The sequence below is a fragment of the Halovulum dunhuangense genome, assembly GCF_013093415.1.
GTDB classification, from domain to species: domain Bacteria; phylum Pseudomonadota; class Alphaproteobacteria; order Rhodobacterales; family Rhodobacteraceae; genus Halovulum; species Halovulum dunhuangense.
This window is the reverse complement of sequence record NZ_JABFBC010000001.1, coordinates 609,831-635,502: the sequence shown is the minus strand read 5'-3', so window position 1 is coordinate 635,502 and position 25,672 is coordinate 609,831. Positions and strand designations below refer to the sequence as shown.

Here is a 25,672-nt window from a genome sequence, read left to right as displayed (position 1 = left end):
CATAGGGTGGATGGTGTGGAAGGAAGCCCGCCGCCCCATCGCGGCCACGGGCGGCGGGGGCGGTGCGTTCCGGAAGGGGCTGGCCGCCTGCCGCAGCGATCGGCGGGCGGCGCCGGGGACAGTCGATCGGCGCGGCCCACGCCGTGGCGCCGCACCCGGTGCGCCCCACTGCCGCCCGCGCGGACGGGCGGCGCAGGGTGCGCATGCATGCACCCCCCGGTCGACGGGCGGGGCTGGCCCCGCAGGCATCACGGACCCCGGGGTCCGGGGCATGTCTGTCGGCGGTCGGCCGGGATGGCGGACCCGGCGACAACGGGCCGTGAGCGGCGCCCCCCTGTCGCCCAACGGAAGCGGCGGGGCGGCATTCGCCCCCCTTCCCGATCGGACCGAAGCCTTGCCCCAACCCAGGGTCCGCGGCCCGGACCCCATGCCCGGGAGGCCAGGCCGCGGGACAGCGCGCGGCCCGCCCCTGCAAGGGCGCCACCGCCGCATGTGGCACGGGGGCGGCTCAGCCGCGGCGACGGGCGGTCAGGGCCGCGGTGAGAAGAAGCGCCAGCAGCGCCGCCAGCACCGGGGCATCGCCCAGCCGGGCATAGGGCGTGGGCGGCAGGGGCGGCGGCAGGGCCGCGTCGATGAAGCCCGCCACGTTCAGCGGCAGCGCCCGGGTGATCCGCCCATGCCCGTCGATCATCGCCGAGACGCCGGTATTGGCGGCGCGCGCCAGCGGCAGGCCCTGCTCGATCGCGCGCATCCGGGCCTGGGCGAGGTGCTGGTAGGGCCCGCTCCAGCTGCCAAACCAGGCGTCGTTGGTGATCTGAAGCAGCCAGTCGGGGCGGTCGGGGCCGCGCAGGATCTGGTGCGGGAAGATCGCCTCGTAGCAGATCAGCGGCTGGAAGGGCGGCAGGCCCGGCACGCTCAGCAGGCGCGGGCCGGGGCCAGTGGAAAAGCTGCCGACAAGCCCGTCGGCCAGGAAGGACAGGCCCAGCGCGCGGAGCCGGTCGCGCAGCGGCATGTACTCGCCGAAGGGCACGAGGTGGTGCTTGTCATAGCTGGCAAGCGTGCCGCCGGCCGCGTCCAGCACGGCGAGGGTGTTGTACCAGTTCTCCGCCCCCTCGAGCCGGCGGATGCCGAGGATGGCGGCCGTGCCGGGACCGGCGGCGGCGGCGATGTCCGCCTGCAGGTCGGGCCGGTCGTCGAGCAGGAAGGGCACGGCGGTTTCAGACCAGATCACGGCGGCCAGCGGCGCCTCGGCCGGGGCCTGGGTAAAGGCGATCTGGCGCTCGTAGAAGACCTGCACCATGTCGCCCCGCCATTTCAGCTGCTGGGAGGCGTTGGGCTGCACGAGGCGGATCGCCGGCGCATCCGGGGCGATGGCGGGCGCCTGCGCCAGCCGGATCGCCCCCGCCCCCCACAGCGCGGCAAGCCCGCCCAGGCCCAGCAGCACGGGGGCGGGCCGAAGCAGCGCGGGCAGCAGGCATAGCAGCAACACCAGCGCGGTCAGCCCGTGCGGGCCGACCAGGGCTGCGGCCTGCGCGACGGGGGTTCCGGTCCAGGCATAGCCGGGCAGCGCCCAGGGAAAGCCGGTCAGCACGAAGGCGCGCAGCGCCTCGGACAGGGCGAGGGCCGTGGCCAGCCCGAGGGCGGCGGCCCAGCGCCCGTGCGGCACCGCGCGGCGCGCAACGCCGAAGCCCAGCGCCCAGAACAGCGCAAGGCCCGTGGCCATGAACACCAGCGCAAAGGGCGCCATGAAGCCGTGGCGCGCAACGTCGATCAGGAACGGCTCGACGATCCAGGACAGCGTCAGCCCGAAATAGCCGGTGCCGGCAAGCCAGCCGGTCATCGCGGCCCCGCGCCAGCCGGGGGCGGTCTGCCACAGGTGGAACAGGAGCGGCAGCGCGAGCAGCGCGGCGAAGGGCAGGTCATAGGGGGCGTGGCCCAGCCCCATCGCGGCCCCGGCACCAAGCGCCATGGCCCGGCGTTGCAGGCGCGGCCGGGCGCGAAGCCAGTCCTGCGACGCGGCCGCGATCACGGGTTATTCGGCGGCTCGGTCGAGCGCGGTGTCGGGGCGCAGCCGCACGCGGACGCGCTTGACCATGCGCGGATCCGCATCGACGATCTCGAATTCATGGCCAGCGGGATCCGGGATGATCTCTCCGCGCAGGGGCAGCCGGCCGGCCAGCATGATGACCAGCCCGCCCAGGGTGTCGATCTCCTCGTCCAGATCGTCGGTCAGCAGGTCGACGCCGGCGATGGTCTCGAACTCGTGGACCAGCGCGCGGGCCGAGCAGAGATAGACGCCGGGGGCTTCCTCGATCCAGAGGGCGGCTTCCTCGGTGTCGTGCTCGTCGGCGATCTCGCCCACGATCTGCTCCATCAGGTCCTCGATGGTCAGAAGCCCGTCCACGCCGCCATATTCGTCGATCACCAGCGCCATGTGGATGCGCTCTGTCTTCATCTTCTGGAGAAGCGTGCCGATGGGCATGGACGGCGCCACATAGAGAAGCGGGCGCAGAAGCGCGCGGATATCGAACTCGGCCCCGTGGCCGTTGAAGCCATAGGCCAGCGCGATGTCCTTGAGGTGGACGAAGCCGATCGGGCTGTCGAGCGTGTCGGTGAATACCGGCAGGCGGGAATAGGTGCTTTGCCGGAACACCTCCACCACCTCGTCGAGGGTGGCGGTGTCGGACACGGCGACCACGTCGGCGCGCGGCACGGCCACGTCTTCGACCCGCGTGTTCCGCATCTCGCGGAGATTGCTCATCATCGCCTGGTGGCCGTCGGGGGCCGGGGCGGTGCTTGGCCGCCTTTCCGGTTCCGGTTCCTGGCTTTCCGGTTCGATGCCGAACAGTCTGTTGAAGAACCCGAAGGGACCGGAGGAAGGTTGGTCCCGCTCGTCATTCTGGTCCGAGTACTGCTGCGCGCCCTGCGCCGCAGTAGAAGACCCGTCGCTATTGTCGCCCATGGCTCCTGTTCCGGGCGGCGGCTTGCACCGCGCGCCCCCTTGTTTCACATGGCCCTAATATGGTGACGCAATTCCCGCCGAGGCAAGGGCCGCCACCTCGAGGGATTCCATGACATCCGCATCCGCGTCATCGACGTGATCATAGCCGAGAAGATGCAGACAGGCATGTAAAATAAGATGAAGGATGTGATGATCCAGAGGAATGCCGCCCTCATGCGCCTCGCGGGTCACGGTCTCGAAGGCGATGGCGATGTCGCCCAGGCCGGTGGCGCCGAAGGGATCGGGCGGGATCACGCGCGACGGCGCGCCGCCGGGCGTGTCGGGAAAGAGATCGAGCGCGGGCCAGGACAGCACGTTGGTGGCCTGGGACTTGCCGCGGAACCGGCTGTTGAGCGTGGCGATCTCGGCATCGTCGCAGGCGAGGATCACCACCTCGACCGCGCGGGTCCGGATGCCGGCGGCGTCGAGCGCAAGGGCCACGGCGCGCGGCGCCAGCGTTGCAAGATCGGTGTCGTTCCAGCGCGGATCCTCGATCTCCAGATCGACGACCGGCGCCGTGGCGGGATCAGGCATCGGTGGGGCTTGCCGCCTCATAGGCCTCGATGATGCGGGCGACCAGCGGGTGGCGCACGACGTCCACCGCCTTGAACCGCGAGATCGCGATGCCCTTGACGCCGTCGAGCACGCGCTCCGCCTCAAGCAGGCCCGAGGGCACGCCGCGCGGCAGGTCGATCTGGGTGCGGTCGCCGGTGATCGCCATGCGCGACCCCTCGCCCAGGCGGGTCAGGAACATCTTCATCTGCATGGTGGTCGCGTTCTGCGCCTCGTCCAGCACGACGAAGGCGTTGGCCAGCGTCCGGCCGCGCATGAAGGCGAGGGGCGCGATCTCGATCTGCTTTTCCTCGATCAGCTTCTGGACCTGCTTCGAGGGCAGGAAATCGTTCAGCGCGTCGTAAAGCGGCTGCATGTAGGGATCGACCTTTTCCTTCATGTCGCCGGGCAGGAAGCCCAGCCGCTCGCCCGCCTCGACCGCGGGGCGCGACAGGATGATCCGGTCCACATGGCCGTCGAGGAACATCGACACGGCCGCGGCCACCGCCAGATAGGTCTTGCCGGTGCCCGCCGGGCCGATGCCGAACACAAGCTCGTGGGTGAACAGGTTGCGCACATAGTCCTTCTGCGCGGCGGTGCGCGGTTCCACGATCTTCTTGCGGGTGCGGATCTCGACCTGGTCGCCCTGGAACATCTCCAGCTGGTCGGCGGGGGTCGTCCCCTCGCCGCTGCGGCCGCCCATGCGGATCGCGGCGGTCACGTCGCCCGGTTCCACCGTGCGCCCCTGTTCGAGCCGCTGGTAAAGGCCGCGCAGCACCCGCTCGGCCGCGTCGGTGGCATCCCCCTCGCCATGCAGGACAAGCTGGTTGCCGCGGCGGGTGATGATGATGCCGAGCGCCTGTTCCAGTTGCGCGAGGTTTCGGTCGAACTCGCCGCACAAGGCGATCAGGAGCCGGTTGTCCGGGAAGCTGAGGGGGCGCTCGGTGAGCGTCTGCGGGCCGGAAGTATCCGTCAGGGCCTGGGTCGCCAAGGTCTCTCCATCCATGGGCGTCAGCTTTGCCCCATGCTGCCCCAGGGCCGACGCGGCTGGCAAGGGGAAACACCCGGGCGGGCGTCGGATTTCACGGAAGCGTCACGCAAGCGGGCGCTCAGGCCAGTTCCGCGGCCAGCGAATTCGGTTCGGCCGAAACGATGCGCGCCTGCACGATCTGCCCGGCCTGGTCCTGCCCCGCCTTCATGTGCACGGCCTGCAGGTATGGCGACCGGCCGACCATCTGGCCCGGCATCCGGCCCGGCTTTTCCAGCAGCACGGGCAGGGTGCGCCCGACCATCGCCTGCTGGAACTCGGCCTGGTGGCGGGCAAGAACCGCCTGAAGCCGGGCGAGGCGTTCGGATTTCACCTCTTCGGGGATGTCGTCGCGGCCTGCCGCCCGGGTGCCGGGGCGGGCGGAATACTTGAAGGAATAGGCCTGCGCATAGCGCACCTTCTCGCACAGATCGAGCGTGGCCCGGAAATCCTCTTCCGTCTCTCCGGGGAAGCCCACGATGAAATCGCCCGACAGCGCGATGTCGGGACGGGCCGCGCGGATCCGGGCGAGAATGTCGAGATACTGCGCCGCGGTGTGCTTGCGGTTCATCGCCTTCAGCACCCGGTCCGAGCCCGACTGCACCGGCAGGTGCAGGTAGGGCATCAGCTTGTCCACCTCGGCATGGGCCGCGATCAGGTCGTCGCCCATGTCGTTGGGGTGCGAGGTGGTGAAGCGGATGCGCTTCAGCCCGTCGATCCCGGCCAGCTCGCGGATCAGCCGCGCAAGGCTCCATGGTCCGCCCTGCCCCTGCCCGTGATAGGCGTTCACGTTCTGGCCCAGCAGCGTGATCTCGACCACGCCGCGCTCGACCAGGTCGCGCGCCTCGGACAGGATGCGGCTGGCGGGGCGCGAGACCTCGGCGCCACGGGTGTAGGGGACCACGCAGAAGGCGCAGAACTTGTCGCACCCCTCCTGCACGGTCAGGAAAGCGGTGGGCGCGCGCCGCGCCTTCGGCCCGCGGGCGGCCGGCAGGTGGTCGAACTTGTCTTCCTCGGGGAAGTCGGTGTCGATGGCGCGCCCGCCCTCGCGCAACGTCGCCTCCATCTGCGGCAGGCGGTGATAGGCCTGCGGGCCCACGACCAGGTCCACGGCGGGCTGGCGGCGCATGATCTCCTCGCCCTCGGCCTGGGCGACGCAGCCGGCGACGCCGATCTTCAGGTCCGGCTTCGCGGCTTTCAGCGGCTTCAGGCGGCCCAGTTCCGAATAGACCTTTTCCGCGGCCTTCTCGCGGATGTGGCAGGTGTTGAGCAGGATCAGGTCGGCATCCTCGGGCCGCTCGGCCGTCTCGTAGCCCGAGGCGGCCAGCGCCCCGGCCATCCGCTCGCTGTCATAGACGTTCATCTGGCAGCCATAGGTCTTGATGAACAGCTTCTTCGGCGCGGTCATGGCGGGCCCCTTCAAAAGCGATCGGCGGCGCGCGGGTCCGTCCCCGACGCGCCGCCGCTACATATCGCGCGATCCCCCGGCCTGCAATCGCCGGGGGCACCGGTCACTTCCGGGGCTTGCGCCCCAGACCGATCTTCTTGGCCAGTTCCTGCCGCTTGGCGGCATAGTTCGGCGCGACCATCGGATAGTCGGCCTTCAGGCCCCATTTCTCGCGGTATTCTTCGGGCGTCATGCCGTAGGCCGCCATCAGGTGGCGCTTCAGCATCTTCAGCTTCTTCCCGTCCTCGAGACAGATGATGTAGTCGTCGGTCACCGACTTCTTGATCGGAACCGCGGGCACCAGCTGCTCGGGCTCTTCCTCGACGGGACCGCCCAGCGTGCTCATCGTCTGATACACCGACTTGAGCATTTCGGTCACCTGTTCGGGCGCCACGGTGTTGTTGCCGACATAGGAGGAAACCACTTCCGCGCTGAGCGCCAGTAGTTCCGCCTTGTCGATGGTGTCTTGTTCGGCCATGCCAGTCTTTCCTTTTTCTCCCGGATGAATCGCACAGGCACTACAGGCCAGAAATATGGCCACGTCGCCCATGAATTCAATGCGCGCCATATATTGCCCGACAAAATCGGGCACAAGGAGAAATTGCCGGAAATGCCGGAATAATCAAAACATCAGGAAATTTTCCCCCCAGCCGGCAAGTATTCGCCAATACACGACCCCTCACTATTCCGTCAGGCTGCCAGGCCCCGCTGCCGCAGAAGCGCCTCCACCCCGGGCAGGCGGCCCCGGAAGGCGGTATAAAGCGCCTCGGCATCACGCGATCCACCGGCCGAATAGATATGCGTTTCCAGCGCCGTCGCCGTCGCCGCGTCAAAGATGTCGCCGGCCTCCTCGAAGGCGGCGAAGGCGTCCGCGTCCATCACCTCGGACCACATGTAGGAATAATACCCCGAGGAATAGCCGTCCCCGGCAAAGACATGCTGGAAATGCGGCGTGGCGTGGCGCATCGTGATCGCCCCCGGCATGCCGAGGCCCGCAAGGATCTCTGCCTGGCGCGCGGCCGGATCGGCCGGCGCGCGGCCGGTGTGGAACTCCAGGTCCACCAGCGCCGAGGCGACGTATTCGACGGTCGCGAAGCCCTGGTCGAAATTCTCGGCCGCGATCAGGCGGTCGCGCAGATCCTCGGGGATCGGCGCGCCCGTCTCCGCATGGCGGGCGTGGGCGGACAGGACCTCGGGGGTTGCCAGCCAGTGCTCGTAAAGCTGCGAGGGCAGTTCCACGAAATCGCGCGCGACGGACGTGCCCGAGACGGATCCGTGGGTCACGTCCGACAGAAGCCCGTGCAGGGCGTGGCCGAACTCGTGAAACAGCGTGCGCGCATCGTCGAAGGTCAGCAGCGCCGGCTCCCCCGCGGGCGGCTTGGCGAAGTTGCACACGTTGATCACGACGGGCCGCACCTCGCCATCCAGCTTAGACTGGTCGCGGAAGCGCGAACACCACGCGCCCGAGCGCTTGGGGCCGCGGGCGAAATAATCCCCGATGAACACACCCATGTGGCGCGCGCCCTTGCGAACCTCCCAGGCGCGGGCGTCCGGGTGATGCAGGGGCACGTCGAGGGGCACGAAGCTCAGCCCGAACAGCCGCGTGGCGCAGTCGAAGGCCGCCGCGATCATGTTGTCGAGCTGGAAATAAGGCTTCACCTCCGCCTCGTCGATGGCGTGCTCCTCGCGCTGGCGGATGGTCGCGTAGTAGCGCCAGTCCCAGGGCGCGAGCGCGTCGTTGATCCCGTCGGCCGACAGCATCTCCGAAAGCCGCGCGGCGTCGCGCAACGCCTGCGCGCGGGCCGGCTCCCACACGGCGGTCAGCAGGTCGCGCACCGCCGCGGGCGCCTTCGCCATCTCGGTTTCCAGCTTGAAATGCGCGAAATCGGGATAACCCAGCAGCCGCGCGCGCTCCTCGCGCAGGGCCAGCATCTCGGCCACGATCGGCAGGGTCGCGGTCTCCGGCCGCATCTCGCCGCGCGCGGCCCAGGCTCGGAAGGCGCGCTCGCGCAGGTCGCGGCGGGGCGAGAATTGCAGGAACGGCACGATCAGGCTGCGCGACAGGGTGATGACATGCCCCGCGCGCCCGCGCTCGGCCGCCGCCGCCCGCGCGGCCGACCGCAGGAAGCCCGGAAGCCCCTCCAGCTCCGCCTCGGCCAGTTCCATCACCCAGTCCTCCTCGTCCTTCTGGACGTTCTGGGCGAACTGCGTGCCAAGGCTGGCCAGCCGCTGCATGACCGCGCGCAGCCGCGCCTGGTCCTCGGCGCCCAGCTGCGCGCCCGCCCTGACAAAGCCGCGCCGGGTCAGCAGCAGCACCCGCGCCTGTTCCTCGTCCAGCCCCAGGCTGTCGCGCCGCTGCCACAGATCCTCGACGCGCGCGAACAGGCGCGGGTCGAGCATGATGTCGGAATGGAACGCCGCGAATTTCGGCGACAGGTCGCGTTGCAGCGCGCGGCGCGCCTCGTTCCCATCCGTCGAGGACAGGTTGAAGAATACCGCCCCCACCCGGTCCAGAAGCGCGTCGGCCCGCTCCATCGCCGCGATGGTGTTGTCGAAATCGGGCGCCGCCGGGTTGGTGGCGATCGCCTCGTAGGCGGCGCGCGCCTCGGCAAAACCCTGCTCGAAGGCGGGCGCGAAATGATCGTCGGCGATCTCGGCGAAGGGCGGCAGCCCGAAAGGCGTGGTCCAGGTCCGGGTCAGGGGGTTGGTCATGGCGGCGCTCCTGTCTGTCCTCCGGACAGCTAGGCGCGCCGCGGCGCACAGTCCAGTGCCCGCGCCTTCCACTTTCCCCAAATATCCCCGCCGGAGGCATCCGGCGCCGGCCGGATGCGCGGCGCTCAGGCGGCCGGGCCGATCACCCGCCGATAGAGATGCCAGGACGCATGGCCCAGCACCGGAAAGATCACCATCATGCCCAGGAACAGCGGGATCATCGCCAGCGCGCTCAGCCCGGCCACCGCGGCGGCCCAGGCCAGCATCGGGCCCCGGTTCTCGACCACCGTGCGCACGCTGGTGATCATCGCGGTGATCACGTCCACCTCGCGGTCAAGCAGCATCGGAACCGACACCACGGTGATCGCGAACAGAAGCAGCGCCAGACCGCCCCCCACCACGGTTCCCACCGCCAGCATCACCAGCCCCGGCGGGCTGGTCAGCATCTCCACGGGGCCGCCGGTCACGGGGGCCGCCAGCCCGAAGCTGAGGGCAAAGATCAGATGCGCGAAATAGACCCAGGCAAGGAAGAAGAACAGCGTCACGAAGGCCATCGACGGGATCTGCCGCCCGCGTTCGCGCGCGATCACGCCCAGCACCTCGCCCCAGTCGAGGGACGCGCCCTGCTCCAGCCTGCGGCTGACATCGTAAAGCCCGACGGCGGCGAAGGGGCCGATCAGCGGAAAGCCCGCCATGATGGGCAGCGCCCAGTAGCTGGTGCCCCAGACCACGAGTTGCAGGCAGATCACCACGCCGACGGCCGAGAACACGGCCCCGAAAAACAGGCCGAAGGCCGGCGCGCGCCGAAAATCGGACCATCCCTGCGCCAGGGCGGCCGTGACATCGGGCAGGCCGATGGTCCGGATCTCGATCCCGTCGCGCGCGTCTGCCGTGTGTTCCATCATTCCCTCCCATGGCTGAGCCGGGGCTGGCCACCCCTTTTCCTGGCCCGTTTTGCGGCGATGTTGCGCCAGTGGGCGCACAAGCCCTTGATCTGGATCAAGTCCATGCCCGCTTGCCCGAGACGCCGGGCTTGCGATACCCTGTGCGGACAGCGCCCGTCAGAGGCGGCACAAGGCAGGCAATCCATCTGAGGTAGAGTTTCGATGACAGGACCATCGGCAACGCGGCGCTCTCTCGTGCTGGGGCTGGGCGCCCTCGGCCTGAGCGCCTGCGCGGGCAGGGATTATTCCACGCTGTCGCGCGCGGACCATGTCTATGTGCTGAAGGAAGAGCGGCGGCTCTACCTGATGCAGAGCGGCAAGCAGATCCGCGAATTCGCGATCGACCTGGGCTTTGCGCCGCAGGGGCACAAGAACCTGTCGGGCGACGGGCGCACGCCGGAAGGCGAGTACTTCATCGACCGCAAGAACCCGCGCAGCGCCTATTACCTGAGCCTGGGGATCAACTACCCCAACCAGCAGGACATGGAGATCGCCCGCGCGCTGAACGTCGATCCGGGCGGCGACATCTTCATCCACGGAGAGCCGAACGGCTTTCGCGGCCGGCTGCAGCGGGACTGGACGGCGGGCTGCATCGCCGTGCGCAACCCGGAAGTCGAGGAAATCTATGCCAGGGTGCCGATGGGCACGCCGGTCACGATCCTGGCCTAGACCGCGTCACGATCCCGGAACGGACATCGCGCCGCCAAGCCCGGCCCCGACCGCGGGCCGGCTGGACGAATCGCCCAGCAGTTGCACCCACCACAGCTTGCCGTTGGGCTCCTGGTAGAAGGAAAAGCCGACGCTGTCGGCCTCCGGCGCCTCCATCACCCGGCGGGTGAAGGGGTCGTTCAGCCAGGATTGCAGCACCGACACGTCATCGTCGAAGGATTCGGAAATGTTCTCTCCCAGCACTTCGCCCTGGAAGCCGGCGCGCAGCGCGCGGTCGCGTGGCGAGGTGCCGTCGGATCCGAAATGCCAGGCGCGCCGCTGCACGCTCATGTCGCGGGCATGGGTCGCCGCGGCGGCGGTCAGCTGCGAGGACAGGCGCACCGGGGTCAGGCCGCGGCTTCCGCGAAACGCGTTCACCCCGTCCACATGCGCGGTGAGGATCCCGTTCACCTCGCTGTCCTGGATGATCCGGATGCCGTTCACCGACTCGGGTTCGGGCGGGGTACAGGCCGCCACCGCGAGAAGAACCAGAAACGCCCGGATGCCGCGTGAAACCATGTCTTTCCCTGCCTTTCGCAATGCCTGACCTGATTAGCGGCATCTTCCCGCCGGTTCAAACGCTGTTTACCCGCCGGCCCGGTCTGCGCTCCGCTTCGGCGGAGCCTTGCCATCACGATGCAGTGACCGGGGGGGCGTGCGGGAAAGGTGGACTTTTCGGACCGCTTCGCGATTATCCGGTAAGTTCCTTGCAGTCCGTTAAAAGACGGGAAGGTGAAGCATGACCAAATCACAGCCTCTTCTCACCCGGCGGGAGATGACCCGCATGGTGCTCGGGGCGGGCACCGGTCTGGCCGTCGCGGGTTGCTCGCGCGAGGCCTCTGCGCTGATGGACGATTACGCGACCGTCAGCCAGGCCGCGAACGAACCCGTCGCCGGCCTGACACTCGACAACTCTCAGCTCATGGGCATCCGCGAGGCCGGGTTGCAGCGCCGCGTCTCGGGCTTCCTGTCGCGCGAATGGTCGGATCATTTCGTGACGCTCGACAACGGCGCGATCCTTGTGGATATCAACGCGCGCGCCCTGCACTACTGGTCCGAGGACGAGCGCACCTACAAGATCTACCCTGTGTCGGTCCCGCTGAGCGAGGATCTGACCCGCACCGGCAAGACCAGCGTCGTGCAGAAGCGCGAGGGCCCCGACTGGCGGCCCACGCCGAACATGCTCAAGCGCAACCCGAGCCTGCCGGCCTATGTCGGCCCCGGCCCGGAAAACCCGCTCGGGACGCACGCGCTGTACCTCGGCTGGCAGTACTACCGGATCCACGGCACCAACGACACGCGCAAGATCGGGCGCAAGTCGTCGAATGGCTGCATCGGCCTGTACAACGAACACATCGCCGAACTTTTCGGCATGGCGCAGGTCGGCACGCAGGTGCTGATCATCTGAGGACCCGTCCGGACCGGCTCGCTATTGCAGCAAAAGCACAATCGGGCCGATTTGGATCACACCACCGGGCAGTGCGTTGAATGAAAAGACAAGACGCTGTACCGGTTGACGCGCATCGCCCGCCCCAAGGGCACGCTTAGAATTTGGCCATAGGAGACCAAAATGAAGAAACTCGCCCTGACCGCCGCGGTCCTTTTCGCCGCTGCGCCCGCTTTTGCTGGCAACGTTGAAGTGTTCGTCGCCCCCGAAGAGCCCGTCGTCGTCGAAGAGCCGATGGGCGGCTCGAACGCCGGCTGGGTCGTTCCGCTGCTGGCCGTCGTCGTGGCCGGCGTCGCGATCGCCGTTTCCGAATAAGCAAATTTCCTTCGGGAAATCGTAGGGCAGGCGCAACAGCGCCTGCCTTTTTTTGTTCCGAATGCTTTTTCTCGTGATTGTCGGGTCGAATTGGCTAAGGCTGCCTCTTGGTGGCATCGCACAAGAACCGTGCGGGACGCTGTCATGTTTCGCCTGATCCATGGAGAACGCAAAATGAAGAACCTTGCCCTTACCGCAGCCGTGCTGTTCGCCGCTGCTCCTGCCTTCGCCGGCAACGTCGAAGTCTTCGTCGCCCCGGAAGAGCCCGTCGTCGTGGAAGAGCCGATGGGCGGCTCGAACGCCGGCTGGGTCGTCCCGCTGCTGGCCCTCGTCGTCGTCGGCATCGCCATCGCATCGAGCGACAGCGGCGGCAGCCCCACCCCTGTTGAGCAGCCGCTGTAAACGACCCACCTTGGGTGAAGGGCAGGCACAACAGTGCCTGCCCTTTTTTTCATGCGGACGCATTTCCTGGTGATCGGTGGCGCAAAATGCTTAACGCTTTGCGCGGTAGCACCCTGATGGAGATCGATATGAAGAACCTTGCCCTTACCGCAGCCGTGCTGTTCGCCGCTGCCCCTGCCTTCGCCGGCAACGTCGAAGTCTTCGTCGCCCCGGAAGAGCCCGTTGTCGTGGAAGAGCCGATGGGCGGCTCGAACGCCGGCTGGATCGTCCCGCTGCTGGCCGTCGTGGTGGTCGGCATCGCCATCGCCTCGAGCGACAGCGGGAATGGCGGCAACCCGCAGACCGCCCCGCTCACCGACCCCATCGTGAACTGACCCCTGCCTGGCTCGGTGCGAAGTTCGGACAGGCCGGATCCCGGCCTGTCCGGTCAGCCCGGTCAGCCCGGCACCGCCGCGGCGGCCAGGATCTCCAGGTCGATCAAGCCCTGATCGGGGCCCAGCCATTGCAGCGAACGGCGGATGAAGCCGGTCTCGCTTTCCGCGAAGTGGTAGTTGGTGAAGGACAGCCCGTCGCCCTCGCAGATCTCTTCGACCTGGGTGCCGGAATAGGTGATCTCCACGATCTCGATCTCGCGCGGCTCGCCCGGCACGAACCGGCAGGTCACGGTGCGCGCGTCGCCGTCCGGCCCCTCGGCGGGGAAGCGGTAGGTGCGGGTGATGCTGGCCGGCCACTGCGCCACCGGGCGCGGGCGCACCGCCGGGTCGGCGGGGCTGGTCGCCACCGACAAGAGGTCATAACCCAGCCCGCGGCTGGCCGTGATGAGCGAGCCGCCCCGGATCGTCAGCGTCTGCCCGAAGCGCGAGATATAGGTGGTGTAGCTGCCGTTCTGCGCCACCGCCGACAGGACCGAGCGGGCATTCTCGTCGACCAGCCGGCCGCGCACCATCGGTGTGCCGGCGGCGCGGATCGCCTCGCGCGTCAGCTGCGGCGCGGGGGCCGAACCGGCCGCGGCCGTCTCTTCCTCGTCCGAGGGCAGGAACCGGTCCATCACCGCGCCCAGCACGGGACTGCGCCCACCGCTGCTGCAACCTGCCAGCGCGACCGCCAGAAGGGCGGCCAGAAGGGCGGGCCTTATTGCCAAAACGCGCTCCACCCATCCTCGAGCGAGCGACGGTCGAGATCGCGGATCCGGTCGTAGAGCCGCCCGCGGATATCGAGCCGCGCGCCCCCGTCACCGTCGACCTGCAACAGTTCCACCCGCGATTCGGACTTCGTCTCGAAGGGCAGCGTCCAGCCCAGCGGGATCGTCACCTCGAAGCCCTTGGTGAAGCTGCCATCGCCATATTCGTCGAAACCGACCTCGGTCAGGGTCGCATAGCCGCGCACGTCCCAGCCATTGGCGAAGCGCCGCGCCAGCGACACGGTCGCGCCGTAATCGCCCGCCAGGTAGCGCCCGACATCGAGCTGCGCCTCGATCCCGCGGAACCCGGTGTCCCAGTAGACCGACCCGTGGCCCGTCACCACGTCGTAGTCGATCAGGTCGAACGCCCCCTCGAAATCGCGCTGGCGGGCGTAGTTCAGTTCCGCGCCATAGGCGAAATCGCTGTTGGCGGGCGCATAGAGCACCTCGCCGCTGACGCCCGCGAACATCCGCTCCAGCAGGCCGGCGCTAAGCCGCGTATAGATCGCCTCGTGCGGCTTCGCCACCCAGTCGAGCGTCAGACGGTTCAGGTCGAAATCACGCCCAGACCAGTAGAGATCGCTGTCCGAGCGCACCCGCGGCAGCGTGCTGGTCGACGTGGACACCGTCTTCTGATCGGTCCCGACCAGGAAGCGGCTGACCTCGCCGGTGACCGACAGGCCGGGCGCCAGCCGGTAGCTTGCCTGCGCAGACAACAGCAGGTCCAGCTGCAACCCGTCATCGGTATCGAGCAGGTTCACGGGAAGCGATGGGTTGAACGACCACGAGAACCGCGGCCCCTCGGGGGCGAGGAACACGTCATCGCCCAGGATGCTGGCGCGGGCGTTTTCCAGTTCCGTGGTCTGCCAGCTCAGCATCCCGGCATCGGGCTGATCGACCTGCGCCTCCAGGTCGCTGCGGCGGATCACGACGGTGTTGACCGGCAGATCGCCCACCACGGGCGTGATGCGGAACGTCTCGACCGAGGGCGGCGCCACCAGCGCCAGCACCCGCGCGGTGCGGCCGATGGCCTTTGGCTCGCGCTGGATCAGCGTGTTCTCGATATGGATCTCGATCTCGTCGCCCGCGATGCGCGCCTGGTCGATCAGGATGCCGTCCGCCTCCAGCACCTTGGCGGCGGCGGCTATGATCCGGTCGCGGTTCTCGGTGCTCCGGGCCCAGGCCGTGCCGCGCGGCGCATCGTCGGGACGGGCGCGCACCGGGGCGGGCGCGGTGCCCAGATCCTGCGGCGCCTGCGGATCGAACGGGTTGCCGGTCAGGCTGAGCTGCACCCCCAGCGTCGAGCCATAAAGATAGTAGCCCGAAAGCTGCACGTTCTCGTTCGGCGCATAGGTCAGGCCGAAGTTGAACGACGAGTCCCGCTCGAACCCGCCGGCCACCTCGGGCGCGTAGGCGTCCGAGGAATATTCCGCCTTCAGCGTCAGCCCGTCCACCGGCGTCGCCCACTCAAGCCCGCCGAAGAAAGCCGCCTCGCCGGTGAAATAGCTGTCCCATTGCGGCTGGCCGCTGGGCGTGGTCGGCCCGCCCCGGACATTGCCGCCGATCGGGTTGTCGAACCCGTCAGAGCTGCCCAGCCGGCCCCAGCCGATCCCGCCGCTCAGCTTCAGCCCGGGCGCGACGGTCTTGGTCGCGACCAGGTACTCCGCCCCGTAGGGCCCGTCGCCCAGGAAGTCCCGCAGGCCCAGCGCGATGGCGGGCAGCATCCCGTTTTCCTCGATCAGGCGGAACTGCAGGTCGAACCCCTCGAAGGACAGCTCGGTGCCCGACGGGTCGTCCTGGATCGTGCCCACCCGCAGCGTGCCATGCACCCCCGGCGTGATCTGGAAGCCGACGCCGGTGCGCTGCGTCTCGCCAAGGAACCCCAGGCTCAGGCCGACCTGCGCGTCCGGCAGGCTTTCGGCCGTCGGCATGTCGATCAGGCCGGGCGCCCCGTAAAGGTTGTAGGTCTGGGCCGAGGCGGGCACCGCCGCCGCGGCTGCCAGCGCCGCCACCGCCACACTGTCGCGAAACCTGTTCACCATCGTCACCCCTGCCCGCATTGGAATCGTTTTCCACGACCGTTACCCGCAACACAAGACCTAGTTGCCGCCGCTCTGCCTTTCCGCTGCCAGTATGGCCGCAAGGCCATCGCGATAGGTGGGATAGGCAAGCCGCACGCCAAGCTCCGCCTTGATGCGGTCGTTCCGCACCCGCTTGTTGTCGGCATAGAAGCTGCGCGCCATGGGCGACAGATCCGCCTGGTCGAAGGGAATGTCGGGCGGCACCGGCAGGCCCAGCAGCTTCGCCGCATGCTCGATCACGTCCTGCGGCGGCCCCGGTTCATCATCGGCCACGTTATAGGCCCGCCCCGGATGCGGCCGCGCGATCGAGGCCAGCAGCACCTGCACGATGTCCTCGACATGGATGCGGCTGAACACCTGCCCCGGCTTGACGATGCGCTGCGCCGTCCCGTCGCGCAGCCGGTCCAGCGCCGACCGCCCCGGCCCGTAGATCCCCGCCAGCCGGAAGATGTGGACCGGCAGCCCGTGTTCCGACCACAGCCGCAGCCAGGCGTCGTTCTGCACCGCCCGCAGGCCGCCGCGATGGGTCGCGGGCACCAGCGGCGTTTCCTCGTCCACCCAGTCGCCGCCGTGATCGCCATAGACCCCGGTGGTGGACAGAAGTCCCACCCATTCCAGCCGCGGCATCTGGCCCGGATGCGCGCTCAGCAGGTCATGGGCAGGATCGCCCGCCTCCCGTGGCGGCACGGATGACAGCACATGCGTCGCCTGCGAAAGCGCGGGGCCCGGGTCGCTGCCCGGCCAGAGCAGCGGCTCCACGCCTTGGGCGGCGATCCGGTCCAGCCCCGCGGGGTCGCGCGTCGTGCCGGTCACGTCCCACGCGTCCCGCGGCAGGGCGCGCGCCAGCACCTGCGCGGTATAGCCGAAGCCCAGGCACAGAAGTCGTCGTTTCGTCATTTGTCAGCGCCCCGCATCCCGCCTAGTGTTCCTGCCGATGTGTCTAACAAGGATGGGTCCGGAATGCGACGCCTGCCGCTGCTGCTATTGTTTCTCGCCACTCCCGCCATGGCACAGATCGACAGCGAGGCAAGCTGCGCCGCGGCGCTTTCGGCGGATCCGGCGGCCGCGCGCGAACAGGCCGCCGCCTGGCGCATCGCGGGCGGCGGCACCCCGGCCCGGCTGTGCGAGGCGGCGGCCCTTCAGGCGCTTGGCGCGAACGAGGCGGCGGCCCGCGCCCTGACCGCGCTTGGCCAGGATCCCAATGCCGGGATGGCGGCGGCAGCCCGCGCCGGCGTCCTGGCCGAGGCCGGCGCGCTCTGGTGGCGGCTGGGCGCGGACGCGCTCGCGCGCGACACCCTGTCGGCCGCGCACCGGCTGACGCCCGAGGACGGCGCGCTGGCGCTGAAACTGGCCGAGATGGAACTGGCCCTCGGCGCTCCGCAGGCCGCGCTGCCCCTGCTCGATGCGGCGCTCGACCACGACCATGCCGGGCACGACCATGGCGGCGATGCCGCGGCCCTTCTGCTGCGCGCGCAGGCCCGGCGGCTGACCGGCGATCTGGAAGGGGCGGCATCCGACCTGGCGGAACTGCCCGACAGCCCCGCCATTCTTCTGGAGCGCGGGCTTCTCGCCCAGGCGGGCGGCACCCTGCACGAGGCGGCGGATCACTTCTTCGCCGTCATCCGCCAGGCCCCCGGCACGCCCGAGGCGCTGGCCGCGCAGACCGCGTTGCAGGACATGGCGCTTTAGGCGCCAAGCCTTGCCAGCGCCCATTCGGCGGCATCGCGCACCGTCGCATCCGGGTCGCCCAGATGCGGACGCGCCGCCTGCGCCAGGTCCGGCCGGCCGGAATTGCCGATGGCGTATAGCACGTTGCGGATGAAGCGGTTGCGCCCGATCCGCTTGATCGGAGAGCCGCTGAACACGGTCCTGAAATCCGCATCCGACAGCCCCGCCAGCGTGTCGAGCCGGGGCGCCTGCAATTCCGCCCGCGCCCAGTAGCCGGCCTCGCGCGCCTGAACCGCGAACTTGTTCCAGGGGCAGACCGCAAGGCAGTCGTCGCAGCCATAGATCCGGTTGCCGATGCCGGCGCGCAGCTCCTCGTCCACCGGGCCGTCATGCTCGATCGTGAGGTACGAGATGCAGCGCCGCGCATCCAGCCGGAAGGGCGCCGGGAATGCCTTGGTCGGGCAGACATCCAGGCAGGCGGTGCAGCTGCCGCAATGGTCCACCTCGGGCGGATCGACGGGCAGCTCCAGCGTGGTGAAGATCGCGCCAAGGAAGAACCAGTTGCCCAGCCGGCGCGACAGAAGGTTCGTGTGCTTGCCCTGCCAGCCGATCCCCGCCGCCTGCGCCAGCGGCTTTTCCATCACCGGGGCGGTGTCCACGAAGACCTTGATCTCGGCGCCGCTTTCCTCGACCAGCCAGCGCCCCAGCCGCTTGAGCCGCTTCTTGACCAGGTCGTGATAGTCCCGCCCCCGCGCATAGACCGACACATTGCCGCGCTCGGGATGGTCGAGCAGCGCCAGCGGATCGCCGGGCGGCGTATAGGGCTCGGCCAGCATGATGACCGACCGCGCCGCGGGCCACAGCGCCGCGGGATCGCCGCGCCAGTGCGCCCGCTCGGCCATCCAGCCCATCTGGCCATGATGCCCCGCCGCAAGAAAGGCGCGCAGGCGTTCGGGCGCCTGCGGGATCGCGTCGGGCCGGCAGATGCCGCAGGCGGCGAAGCCCTCCGCCTCTGCCCGCGCCTTCAGGGCGTCGCGCAGCCGGGCGGGATCCGGGCTCATCTCAGAAATCCAGGTCGGCGTAGTGCTGCGGCGGCGTGAAGCCGGGGATCAGGTCGGCCAGCAAGGACCGGAAGGCCGGGCGCGACTTCACCTTGGCGTACCACTCCTTCAGCGCCGGGCTGCGCGACCAGTCCACGTCGCCGATGTAATCGAGACAGGACAGCTGGGCTGCCGCCGCGAAATCCGCGATCGACAGCTGGTCGCCCGCAAGCCAGCGCCGCCCCTCCATCAGCCAGCCGATGTAGTCGAGGTGGTACTTGATGTTCCTCGCGCCCTCCTTGATCCGGGCGCTTTCGGGATAGCCCGACCGGGCCAGCCGCTTGTTCACCCGCTCGTAAAGCAGGTTGACCGTCACCTCGTGGTGGAACTTGTCGTCGAACCACGCCGCCAGCCTGCGCGCCTCGGCGCGTTCGGCGGGGGTGTCGGGCAGCAGTTGCGCCGTCTGGTAGACCTCCTCGAGATATTCGAAGATCGCCCCGCTTTCGGCCAGCACCAGCCCGTCGATCCGCAGCACCGGCACCTTGCCGCTGGGGTTCAGCCGCAGGAAGTCGAGCCGCCGCTCCCAGGGCTTTTCCTCGACCAGTTCGACCTCGATCTTCTTCTCGGCAAGAACCAGGCGGATCTTGCGGCAGAACGGGGACAGGGGCTGATGATAAAGGCGTCGCATCGCACTCTAATGCCTTGCGCGCGCGGCTCTTGCAACGGGGTGCGCGGCCGCCGGCGCTATTGTGCCAGCCTCAGAGCAGGCAGAAGCCGCGCCCGTCCACCGCCAGCGTGTCGGCCCCCTGCGCGATCTGGCGCGACCGGCCCGAGGCGGCGGGGCTGCGGCGCTTTGGGTCGGGCAGCACCGCCATCAGCCGCGCGGCCTGCGCCCGGCTCAGATCGGCGGCCGCAACGCCGTAGTAATGCCGGGCGGCGGCCTCGATCCCGAACACGCCCTCGTCGAATTCGGCCACGTTCAGATAGACCTCCATGATCCGGCGCTTGGACCAGAGCGCCTCGATCAGGACGGTGAAACCCACCTCCAGCCCCTTGCGGACCCAGGACCGGTCCTGCCAGAGAAACACGTTCTTCGCCGTCTGCTGGCTGACGGTCGAGGCACCCCGCCGCGCGCCGCCGGCCACCGCGGTGCGGATCGCGTCCAGGTCAAAGCCCCAGTGCACGCAGAAATTCGCATCCTCCGCCGCCGCCGCGCTGAGCGGCACATGCGACGGCAGGCTGCGCAGCGCGACCCAGTCCCGCTCGATCCCGCCCAGCCGCCAGCTTTCCGAAAGCTGGTAGAGATTGGTTACCGGGGGCACGAAACGCAGGATCAGGACAAGCGCCACAACGGCCGCAAGCCCGATCGCCACCGGCTTCGCCGACCGTCGAAGCAGCCGGCGCATCAGGCGCAGGGGCTTCATGCCGGCAAGGCGGTGGTCTGGGGCATCGGGCGGGGCTTTCGGGCTTCGGAACAGGCCCCATGTGGCATCACGCCAGCCCGGGCGCAACGGTTTCATCGCGCTCCGGCGCGACGACGCTGGCGCTTTGTGTGACGGTCAGGCCGCGCAGCCGGGCCACGGCGTCGCCGAAAGGCGCCCCACCAGCACCCGGCGCGCGCGCACCAGGGAAGCCTTCGTCAATAGAGCATCGCGCTCATCCGTCCCAATCCCATGCGGCAGAGGATTTCGTAGCCGATGCGCTGCCAGAGCCGGTGGCTCACGCGCAGCGCGGTATGGCCGAACAGGTTCACCGGCGCGCGGGGCAGCCGGCGCAGGCCTTCGGCACGGTCGAGCGCGGCGCCATACTCGGCGCCGATGCCGGTATGTGCGATATAGAGTTTCTTCTGGCTGACGGCGAAGGGGCGCAGCCGGTCCCAGTTGGCGCGCAGGAAATCGAGGATGGCGGCCGTCACCTCGGGCCATTCGGGGTTGCAGAAATCGTCGAAGACGATCACCCCCTCGGGCGACAGGGTGGCGGCGGCAAGATCCGCGTCGGCGCGGACATGGGCAAGCCCGTGCCCGCCGTCGATCGAGAACATCCGCACGCGGCCGATCCGGGCGATGATGTCCTCGGGCGCAAGCGTCCGGCTGTCGGCGCGGATCACCTGGCCCTCGGACAGCACACAGCCCATGTCGCGCGCCCTTTCCGTAAAGGATTCCAGTCGCTTGCGCCCGGACTTCTGGTCGCCCGCATCGAACAGGTCGATGGCGAGCGCGCGTTCGTCGGTGCGCAGCTGGCGCTCGATCAGGAAGAAGGAGCGGCCGTAGTAGATGCCGATTTCCGCCGCCCCGCCGCGGTAGCCGCTGGCGTTCTGATGGCCGAGAAGGGCGCGCAGGATCAGCGCGTCGCCGGGATCGAGATAGCCGGGAATGCGGTGCATCCGGCTGAAGATGTAGGGGTCGCGCATGTCCTGGCCCTGTGCTGGTGACGGGTCCATTTCGGGCGCAAGGGCTGAAGAAACGGTAAACCGATGCGTCGAAAACTGCCGCCGGCACCCGTGGGCAAGGCGTCTGCCCCCCGCCGGACGAAACGGGCCGGGCAGGGTTTCCCCCGCCCGGCCCCGAAAGCCCCGTGACGAACCCGTGACGGCCGCGCCTTATTCGGCGGGGATCGCCCTGGCCTCGTCCGACAGCGGATGCTCCAGCCGGTTGACCATCTCCTTCGGGCAGATCTGGACGAAGGCGGGCAGCGCCTGGTCCCAGTGGCGCAGGATCTCGGTCGCGCGCTGGCTTCCGGTCTCGGCCAGGTGCCGCTCGATCAGCCCGCGCAGCACGCCTTCCCAATGGGCGGCGCGCACCGGCTGGGCAAGGATCGTGTCGTCGTTCAGCCGCGGCATCGCCTCGCCCTCGGGATCGTAGAGGAAGGCCATGCCCCCCGTCATGCCGGCGCCGAAATTGTCGCCGATCGACCCCAGGATCACCGCGACACCGCCGGTCATGTACTCGCACCCGTTGGAGCCGCAGCCCTCGATCACCACCTGCGCGCCGGAGTTGCGGACGCAGAAGCGTTCGCCCGCGCGGCCGTTGGCGAACAGGTAGCCGTCGGTCGCACCGTAAAGGACGGTGTTGCCGATGATGGTGTTGTCCTCTGCCTTCAGCGGGCTTGCCAGGGCCGGACGGACCACCACGGTCGCGCCCGACAGGCCCTTGCCGACATAGTCGTTGGCGTCGCCATGGACCTCGATCTTCAGACCCGGCGCGCCAAAGGCGCCCAGCGACTGGCCGGCCGAGCCCGACAGCTTGATCGTCAGGTGATCGGGCTGAAGCGCGTTGCGCATCCCGAAGCGCTTGACGATGTGGCTCGACACGCGCGTGCCCACGGTGCGGTGGGTGTTCTGCACCGAGTAGGACAGCTGCATCTTCTCGCCATCCTTGAAGAAGGGCTGCGCGTCCTCGACGATCTGGGCGTCCAGCGTGTCGGGCACGTCCTGGCGCGGCTTGTTGCGGTCATAGACCACTTCCTGTTCCGCATCGATGGAGATGAGCAGCGGGTTCAGGTCCAGGTCGTCCAGATGCGCGGCCCCGCGGCTGACCTGGGTCAGCAGGTCGGCGCGGCCGATCACCTCGTCCAGCGAGCGGGCCCCGATCGAGGCCAGCACCTCGCGCACCTCCTGCGCATAGAAGGTGATCAGGTTCACCACCTTGTCCGCGGTGCCGGTGAACTTGGCGCGCAGCTCTTCCTTCTGGGTGCAGACGCCCACCGGGCAGGTGTTCGACTGGCACTGGCGGACCATGATGCAGCCCATCGCGATCAGGGCCGCGGTGCCGATGCCGTATTCCTCGGCGCCCATCATGGCGGCGATCACGATGTCGCGGCCCGTGCGCAGGCCGCCATCGGTGCGCAGCGTCACCCGGTCGCGCAGGTTGTTCAGCGCAAGCACCTGGTGCGCCTCGGTGATGCCCATTTCCCACGGCAGGCCGGCATACTTGATCGAGGTCGCCGGGCTGGCCCCGGTGCCGCCATTGTGGCCCGAGATCAGGATCACGTCGGCCTTGGCCTTGGCCACGCCGGCGGCGATGGTGCCGACGCCGGACTGGCTGACCAGCTTGACGCAGACCTTGGCGCGCGGGTTGATCTGCTTGAGGTCGTAGATCAGCTGCGCCAGGTCCTCGATCGAATAGATGTCGTGGTGCGGCGGCGGGCTGATCAGCGTCACGCCCGGCGTCGAATGCCGCAGCCGCGCGATCAGTTCCGTCACCTTGATGCCGGGAAGCTGGCCGCCCTCGCCGGGCTTGGCGCCCTGGGCCACCTTGATTTCCAGCTCCTCGCACTGGTTGAGGTATTCGGCGGTCACGCCGAACCGGCCCGATGCGACCTGCTTGATCTTGGCCGACGGGTTGTCGCCGTTGGGTTCGGGGTGGAAATGCGCCGGATCCTCGCCGCCCTCGCCCGAGTCGGACTTGGCGCCGATCCGGTTCATCGCGACGTTCAGCGTCTTGTGCGCCTCGGGCGACAGCGCGCCCAAGGACATGCCGGGCGTCACGAACCGCTTGCGGATCGCGGTGATCGACTCGACTTCCTCGACCGGGATCGGCTTCAGCCCCGGCTTGAAGTCCAGGAGGTCGCGCAGGTGGATCGGCGGGCTCGCCCGCATCGCGGCGGAATACTGCTTCCACAGGTCATACGACGCGCGGTCGCAGGCCGATTGCAGCATGTGCATGGACTGCGCTTCCCAGGCGTGCTTCTCGCCCGAGCGGCGCGCCTTGTAGAAGCCGCCGATCGGCAGCACGTCGTTGCCGCCGCGCCAGCCGCGGGCGTGCACTTCCTCCAGCTTCATCTGGACGCCGTGCAGGCCCACGCCGGAAATGCGGCTGTGCATGCCGGGGAAGTATTCCGCCACCATCGCGCGCGACAGGCCCACCGCCTCGAAGTTGAGGCCGCCGCGATAGGACGAGATCACCGAAATGCCCATCTTGGACATGATCTTCAGCAGCCCCGCGTCGATCGCCTCGCGGTAGCGTTGCATCGCTTCCTCGAGGGTGGCGTCGATCAGCCCGCGGGCGACGCGGTCCGCGATGCTGTCCTGCGCGAGATAGGCGTTCACGGTGGTCGCACCGCAGCCGATCAGCACCGCGAAGTAATGCGGGTCGATGCACTCGGCGGACCGGACATTCACCGAACAGAAGGTGCGCAGCCCCTTGCGCGTCAGCGACGAATGCACCGCGCTGGCCGCAAGGATCATCGGCATCGCCACCTTGTCGGGGCCCTGGTGCTCGTCGGTCAGCACCAGGTGGGCGGCCCCGGACCGCACGGCATCCTCGGCCTCGGCGCGGATCCGCTCCAGCCCCTCGCGCAGGGCGTCGGGCCCGGCACCGGCGGGGAAGGTGCAGTCGATCACCGCCACCTGGTCGCCGAACACGCGGATCAGCTCCGCGAATTCCTGGTTGGCGATGAAGGGGCTTTCCAGCACCAGGATTTCGGTCTGGCTGGAGCTTTCGTCCAGCACGTTCTTGAGGTTGCCGAAACGGGTCTTCAGGCTCATCACCCGGCTTTCCCGCAGGCTGTCGATCGGCGGGTTGGTCACCTGGCTGAAGTTCTGGCGGAAATAGTGGCTCAGCGGGCGGTAGATCCGCGACAGCACCGCCGGCGGCGTGTCGTCGCCCATCGAGGCGATCATTTCCTTGCCGTCCTCTGCCATCGGCGCCAGCACCTGCTCCAGCTCCTCGATGGAGTAGCCGGCGGCGATCTGGCGCTTGCGCAGCTCGTTGCCGGTGAAAAGCGGCTTCTCGGCCACGGTCGACAGCGTCTGGTTCAGGTTCACGACCTTGGCGATCCACTCGCCGAAGGGCTGGCTGGCGGCCAGCCGGTCCTTGATCTCGGTGTCGTGGTAGAGTTTGCCCTCCGCCATGTCGACGGCGATCATCTGGCCCGGGCCAAGCGCGCCCTTCTCGCGGACGCTCGACTCCTCGACCGGCACCATCCCCGCCTCGGAACCGGCGATCAGCAGCCCGTCGCCGGTGACGACATAGCGCATCGGGCGCAGGCCGTTGCGGTCCAGCCCGCCGCAGACCCAGCGGCCGTCGGTCATGGCCAGCGCCGCGGGCCCGTCCCAGGGCTCCATCACGGCGTTGGAATAGTTGTACATGTCCACCCAGGCGTCCGGCATGGCGGTCGCGGTCTTGGACCAGGCCTCGGGGATCAGCATGGTCTTGGCCATCGGCGCGGAACGCCCGGCGCGGACCATCACCTCGAACACCGCGTCCAGCGCGGCCGAATCCGACGAACCCGACGCGATGATCGGCTTGATGTCCTCCTGGTACTCGCCGAACGCGTCCGAGGCCATGCGGATCTCGTGGCTCTTCATCCAGTTGGTGTTGCCGCGGATGGTGTTGATCTCGCCGTTATGGGCAAGCATGCGGAACGGCTGGGCCAGCCACCACTGCGGAAAGGTGTTGGTGGAATAGCGCTGGTGATAGATGGCGTAGGCGCTTTCGAACCGCTCGTCCATCAGGTCGGGGTAGAACACGGCGACCTGCTCGGCCAGCATCATGCCCTTGTAGATGATCGAACGGCAGGACAGCGAACAGATGTAAAGCTGGGGCACCTGGGCCGCGGCGGCGGCCTTCTCGATGCGGCGGCGGATGACGTAAAGCTCGCGCTCGAACGCCTCTTCCGACAGGCCCTTGGAATTGGCGATCAGGATCTGCTCGATCTCGGGGCGGGTGGCGTTGGCCTTCTCGCCCAGCACCTCGACCTTCACGGGGACGTGGCGCCAGCCGTAGATGGTGTAGCCCATGCGCAGGACTTCGGTTTCCACGATGGTGCGGCAGGTCTCCTGCGCGGCGAAATCGGTGCGCGGCAGGAACACCTGGCCCACGGCCAGCAGCTCGTCGCCGGGCTCGTGGCCGGTGCGGCGGACCTGGTCCAGGAAGAACGCGCGGGGGATCTGCACCAGGATGCCGGCGCCGTCGCCGGTCTTGCCGTCGGCATCCACGGCGCCGCGGTGCCAGACCGCCTTCAGCGCGGTGATCCCGGCCTCGACCACCTGGCGGCGCGGCTTGCCGTCCAGCGTCACCACGAGCCCCACGCCGCAGGACGAATGTTCGTCGTCCTCGCGGTAGAGCCCGGTCTCCGCGAGCGTCTTCCGCGCTTCCTCGTGGCGGGCGGCCCAGCTTTCGTCGAAATTGGTCATTGCGCGCTCCTTC

At 68.8% G+C, this 25,672-nt stretch carries 23 protein-coding genes; 6 read left to right on the top strand and 17 right to left on the bottom strand.

Annotated elements, in window-relative coordinates; all coding sequences use genetic code 11:
• Positions 1-508: 508 nt before the first annotated feature.
• The 8 genes from lnt to HMH01_RS03045 form a co-directional block, all read right to left on the bottom strand.
• Entirely contained in the window at positions 509-2,029 is a 1,521-nt protein-coding gene (gene lnt, locus HMH01_RS03080) for an apolipoprotein N-acyltransferase (RefSeq protein WP_343035128.1), read from the bottom strand.
• 3 nt (positions 2,030-2,032) lie between these two features.
• Positions 2,033-2,962: a hemolysin family protein gene (locus tag HMH01_RS03075; RefSeq protein WP_171322353.1), complete on the bottom strand. Its 930-nt coding sequence runs from the start codon at positions 2,960-2,962 to the stop codon at positions 2,033-2,035.
• 54 nt (positions 2,963-3,016) lie between these two features.
• Positions 3,017-3,535, bottom strand: coding sequence for an rRNA maturation RNase YbeY (gene ybeY / locus HMH01_RS03070; protein WP_171322351.1), 519 nt, complete (start codon positions 3,533-3,535; stop codon positions 3,017-3,019).
• Entirely contained in the window at positions 3,528-4,544 is a 1,017-nt protein-coding gene (locus HMH01_RS03065; RefSeq protein WP_246237265.1) for a PhoH family protein, read from the bottom strand. The genes ybeY and HMH01_RS03065 overlap by 8 nt, the downstream gene beginning before the upstream one ends.
• 118 nt (positions 4,545-4,662) lie before the next feature.
• A complete protein-coding gene (miaB, locus tag HMH01_RS03060; protein WP_171322347.1) occupies positions 4,663-5,988 on the bottom strand; it encodes a tRNA (N6-isopentenyl adenosine(37)-C2)-methylthiotransferase MiaB in 1,326 nt (441 codons plus the stop codon).
• 103 nt (positions 5,989-6,091) lie between these two features.
• The gene (locus tag HMH01_RS03055; RefSeq protein ID WP_171322345.1) at positions 6,092-6,505 is read right to left on the bottom strand and encodes a Ros/MucR family transcriptional regulator; all 414 of its coding nucleotides are present in this window, start codon (positions 6,503-6,505) and stop codon (positions 6,092-6,094) included.
• Between the two features lie 212 nt (positions 6,506-6,717).
• Complete coding sequence (locus HMH01_RS03050) at positions 6,718-8,739, bottom strand: M3 family metallopeptidase (RefSeq protein ID WP_171322343.1); 2,022 nt, start codon at positions 8,737-8,739, stop codon at positions 6,718-6,720.
• A 125-nt stretch (positions 8,740-8,864) separates the two neighbouring features.
• On the bottom strand, positions 8,865-9,641 hold the full coding sequence (locus HMH01_RS03045) for a DUF2189 domain-containing protein (protein ID WP_216366747.1): 777 nt from the start codon (positions 9,639-9,641) through the stop codon (positions 8,865-8,867).
• Between the two features lie 204 nt (positions 9,642-9,845).
• On the opposite strand from HMH01_RS03045, the gene HMH01_RS03040 reads away from it, so the two are divergent.
• Positions 9,846-10,352, top strand: a complete 507-nt coding sequence (locus tag HMH01_RS03040) for a L,D-transpeptidase family protein (protein ID WP_171322339.1) — start codon at positions 9,846-9,848, stop codon at positions 10,350-10,352.
• 6 nt (positions 10,353-10,358) lie between these two features.
• Here the strand turns inward: HMH01_RS03040 and dalA are convergent, their stop codons facing one another.
• A complete protein-coding gene (gene dalA / locus HMH01_RS03035; protein ID WP_171322337.1) occupies positions 10,359-10,910 on the bottom strand; it encodes a divisome-associated lipoprotein DalA in 552 nt (183 codons plus the stop codon).
• Positions 10,911-11,166: 256 nt separating this feature from the next.
• On the opposite strand from dalA, the gene HMH01_RS03030 reads away from it, so the two are divergent.
• The 4 genes from HMH01_RS03030 (at position 11,167) to HMH01_RS03015 (ending at position 12,929) form a co-directional block, all read left to right on the top strand.
• Entirely contained in the window at positions 11,167-11,799 is a 633-nt protein-coding gene (locus HMH01_RS03030; protein WP_246237264.1) for a L,D-transpeptidase, read from the top strand.
• A 162-nt stretch (positions 11,800-11,961) separates the two neighbouring features.
• Positions 11,962-12,153, top strand: a complete 192-nt coding sequence (locus tag HMH01_RS03025) for a hypothetical protein (RefSeq protein ID WP_171322335.1) — start codon at positions 11,962-11,964, stop codon at positions 12,151-12,153.
• 144 nt (positions 12,154-12,297) lie between these two features.
• Positions 12,298-12,555: a hypothetical protein gene (locus tag HMH01_RS03020; protein WP_246237263.1), complete on the top strand. Its 258-nt coding sequence runs from the start codon at positions 12,298-12,300 to the stop codon at positions 12,553-12,555.
• Positions 12,556-12,671: 116 nt separating this feature from the next.
• Positions 12,672-12,929: a hypothetical protein gene (locus HMH01_RS03015; RefSeq protein WP_171322333.1), complete on the top strand. Its 258-nt coding sequence runs from the start codon at positions 12,672-12,674 to the stop codon at positions 12,927-12,929.
• 62 nt (positions 12,930-12,991) lie between these two features.
• Here HMH01_RS03015 and HMH01_RS03010 read toward each other — a convergent pair whose 3' ends face one another.
• Genes HMH01_RS03010 through HMH01_RS03000 form a run of 3 tightly spaced genes read right to left on the bottom strand, consistent with a single transcriptional unit; the run spans position 12,992 to position 16,713 of the window.
• Positions 12,992-13,696 carry a YjbF family lipoprotein gene (locus HMH01_RS03010; protein ID WP_171322331.1) on the bottom strand — a complete coding sequence of 235 codons (705 nt, stop codon included), beginning with the start codon at positions 13,694-13,696 and terminating at the stop codon, positions 12,992-12,994.
• Positions 13,687-15,777 carry a YjbH domain-containing protein gene (locus tag HMH01_RS03005; protein WP_171322329.1) on the bottom strand — a complete coding sequence of 697 codons (2,091 nt, stop codon included), beginning with the start codon at positions 15,775-15,777 and terminating at the stop codon, positions 13,687-13,689. Before HMH01_RS03005 ends, HMH01_RS03010 begins: the two co-directional genes overlap by 10 nt.
• Positions 15,778-15,834: 57 nt before the next feature.
• Positions 15,835-16,713, bottom strand: coding sequence for an SDR family oxidoreductase (locus tag HMH01_RS03000; protein ID WP_171322327.1), 879 nt, complete (start codon positions 16,711-16,713; stop codon positions 15,835-15,837).
• A gap of 63 nt (positions 16,714-16,776) precedes the next feature.
• Between HMH01_RS03000 and HMH01_RS02995 the strand changes: the two genes are divergently transcribed.
• Positions 16,777-17,505 carry a hypothetical protein gene (locus HMH01_RS02995; protein ID WP_171322325.1) on the top strand — a complete coding sequence of 243 codons (729 nt, stop codon included), beginning with the start codon at positions 16,777-16,779 and terminating at the stop codon, positions 17,503-17,505.
• Here the strand turns inward: HMH01_RS02995 and queG are convergent.
• The 5 genes from queG to gltB all read right to left on the bottom strand — a co-directional run bounded on the left by queG (position 17,502) and on the right by gltB (position 25,659).
• A complete protein-coding gene (gene queG / locus HMH01_RS02990; RefSeq protein ID WP_171322323.1) occupies positions 17,502-18,545 on the bottom strand; it encodes a tRNA epoxyqueuosine(34) reductase QueG in 1,044 nt (347 codons plus the stop codon). The genes HMH01_RS02995 and queG overlap by 4 nt on opposite strands.
• A gap of 1 nt (position 18,546) precedes the next feature.
• Positions 18,547-19,212 carry an FtsZ-binding protein FzlA gene (gene fzlA / locus HMH01_RS02985; RefSeq protein ID WP_171322321.1) on the bottom strand — a complete coding sequence of 222 codons (666 nt, stop codon included), beginning with the start codon at positions 19,210-19,212 and terminating at the stop codon, positions 18,547-18,549.
• Between the two features lie 70 nt (positions 19,213-19,282).
• Positions 19,283-19,930, bottom strand: coding sequence for a monofunctional biosynthetic peptidoglycan transglycosylase (gene mtgA / locus HMH01_RS02980; RefSeq protein WP_246237262.1), 648 nt, complete (start codon positions 19,928-19,930; stop codon positions 19,283-19,285).
• Between the two features lie 233 nt (positions 19,931-20,163).
• Positions 20,164-20,934, bottom strand: coding sequence for a class I SAM-dependent methyltransferase (locus HMH01_RS02975; RefSeq protein WP_171322317.1), 771 nt, complete (start codon positions 20,932-20,934; stop codon positions 20,164-20,166).
• Between the two features lie 189 nt (positions 20,935-21,123).
• Complete coding sequence (gene gltB / locus HMH01_RS02970) at positions 21,124-25,659, bottom strand: glutamate synthase large subunit (RefSeq protein WP_171322316.1); 4,536 nt, start codon at positions 25,657-25,659, stop codon at positions 21,124-21,126.
• Between the last annotated feature and the right edge of the window lie 13 nt (positions 25,660-25,672).

Excerpts from the sequence above, each read along its gene's own strand:
- HMH01_RS03075 (WP_171322353.1), bottom strand. The coding sequence starts at position 2,962 with ATGGGCGACAATAGCGACGGGTCTTCTACTGCGGCGCAGGGCGCGCAG.
- ybeY (WP_171322351.1), bottom strand. The coding sequence starts at position 3,535 with ATGCCTGATCCCGCCACGGCGCCGGTCGTCGATCTGGAGATCGAGGAT.
- miaB (WP_171322347.1), bottom strand. The coding sequence starts at position 5,988 with ATGACCGCGCCGAAGAAGCTGTTCATCAAGACCTATGGCTGCCAGATG.
- HMH01_RS03055 (WP_171322345.1), bottom strand. The coding sequence starts at position 6,505 with ATGGCCGAACAAGACACCATCGACAAGGCGGAACTACTGGCGCTCAGC.
- HMH01_RS03050 (WP_171322343.1), bottom strand. The coding sequence starts at position 8,739 with ATGACCAACCCCCTGACCCGGACCTGGACCACGCCTTTCGGGCTGCCG.
- HMH01_RS03045 (WP_216366747.1), bottom strand. The coding sequence starts at position 9,641 with ATGGAACACACGGCAGACGCGCGCGACGGGATCGAGATCCGGACCATC.
- HMH01_RS03040 (WP_171322339.1), top strand. The coding sequence starts at position 9,846 with ATGACAGGACCATCGGCAACGCGGCGCTCTCTCGTGCTGGGGCTGGGC.
- dalA (WP_171322337.1), bottom strand. The coding sequence starts at position 10,910 with ATGGTTTCACGCGGCATCCGGGCGTTTCTGGTTCTTCTCGCGGTGGCG.
- HMH01_RS03030 (WP_246237264.1), top strand. The coding sequence starts at position 11,167 with ATGACCCGCATGGTGCTCGGGGCGGGCACCGGTCTGGCCGTCGCGGGT.
- HMH01_RS03025 (WP_171322335.1), top strand. The coding sequence starts at position 11,962 with ATGAAGAAACTCGCCCTGACCGCCGCGGTCCTTTTCGCCGCTGCGCCC.
- HMH01_RS03020 (WP_246237263.1), top strand. The coding sequence starts at position 12,298 with ATGTTTCGCCTGATCCATGGAGAACGCAAAATGAAGAACCTTGCCCTT.
- HMH01_RS03015 (WP_171322333.1), top strand. The coding sequence starts at position 12,672 with ATGGAGATCGATATGAAGAACCTTGCCCTTACCGCAGCCGTGCTGTTC.
- HMH01_RS03005 (WP_171322329.1), bottom strand. The coding sequence starts at position 15,777 with ATGGTGAACAGGTTTCGCGACAGTGTGGCGGTGGCGGCGCTGGCAGCC.
- HMH01_RS03000 (WP_171322327.1), bottom strand. The coding sequence starts at position 16,713 with ATGACGAAACGACGACTTCTGTGCCTGGGCTTCGGCTATACCGCGCAG.
- HMH01_RS02995 (WP_171322325.1), top strand. The coding sequence starts at position 16,777 with ATGCGACGCCTGCCGCTGCTGCTATTGTTTCTCGCCACTCCCGCCATG.
- queG (WP_171322323.1), bottom strand. The coding sequence starts at position 18,545 with ATGAGCCCGGATCCCGCCCGGCTGCGCGACGCCCTGAAGGCGCGGGCA.
- fzlA (WP_171322321.1), bottom strand. The coding sequence starts at position 19,212 with ATGCGACGCCTTTATCATCAGCCCCTGTCCCCGTTCTGCCGCAAGATC.
- mtgA (WP_246237262.1), bottom strand. The coding sequence starts at position 19,930 with ATGCGCCGGCTGCTTCGACGGTCGGCGAAGCCGGTGGCGATCGGGCTT.
- HMH01_RS02975 (WP_171322317.1), bottom strand. The coding sequence starts at position 20,934 with ATGCGCGACCCCTACATCTTCAGCCGGATGCACCGCATTCCCGGCTAT.
- gltB (WP_171322316.1), bottom strand. The coding sequence starts at position 25,659 with ATGACCAATTTCGACGAAAGCTGGGCCGCCCGCCACGAGGAAGCGCGG.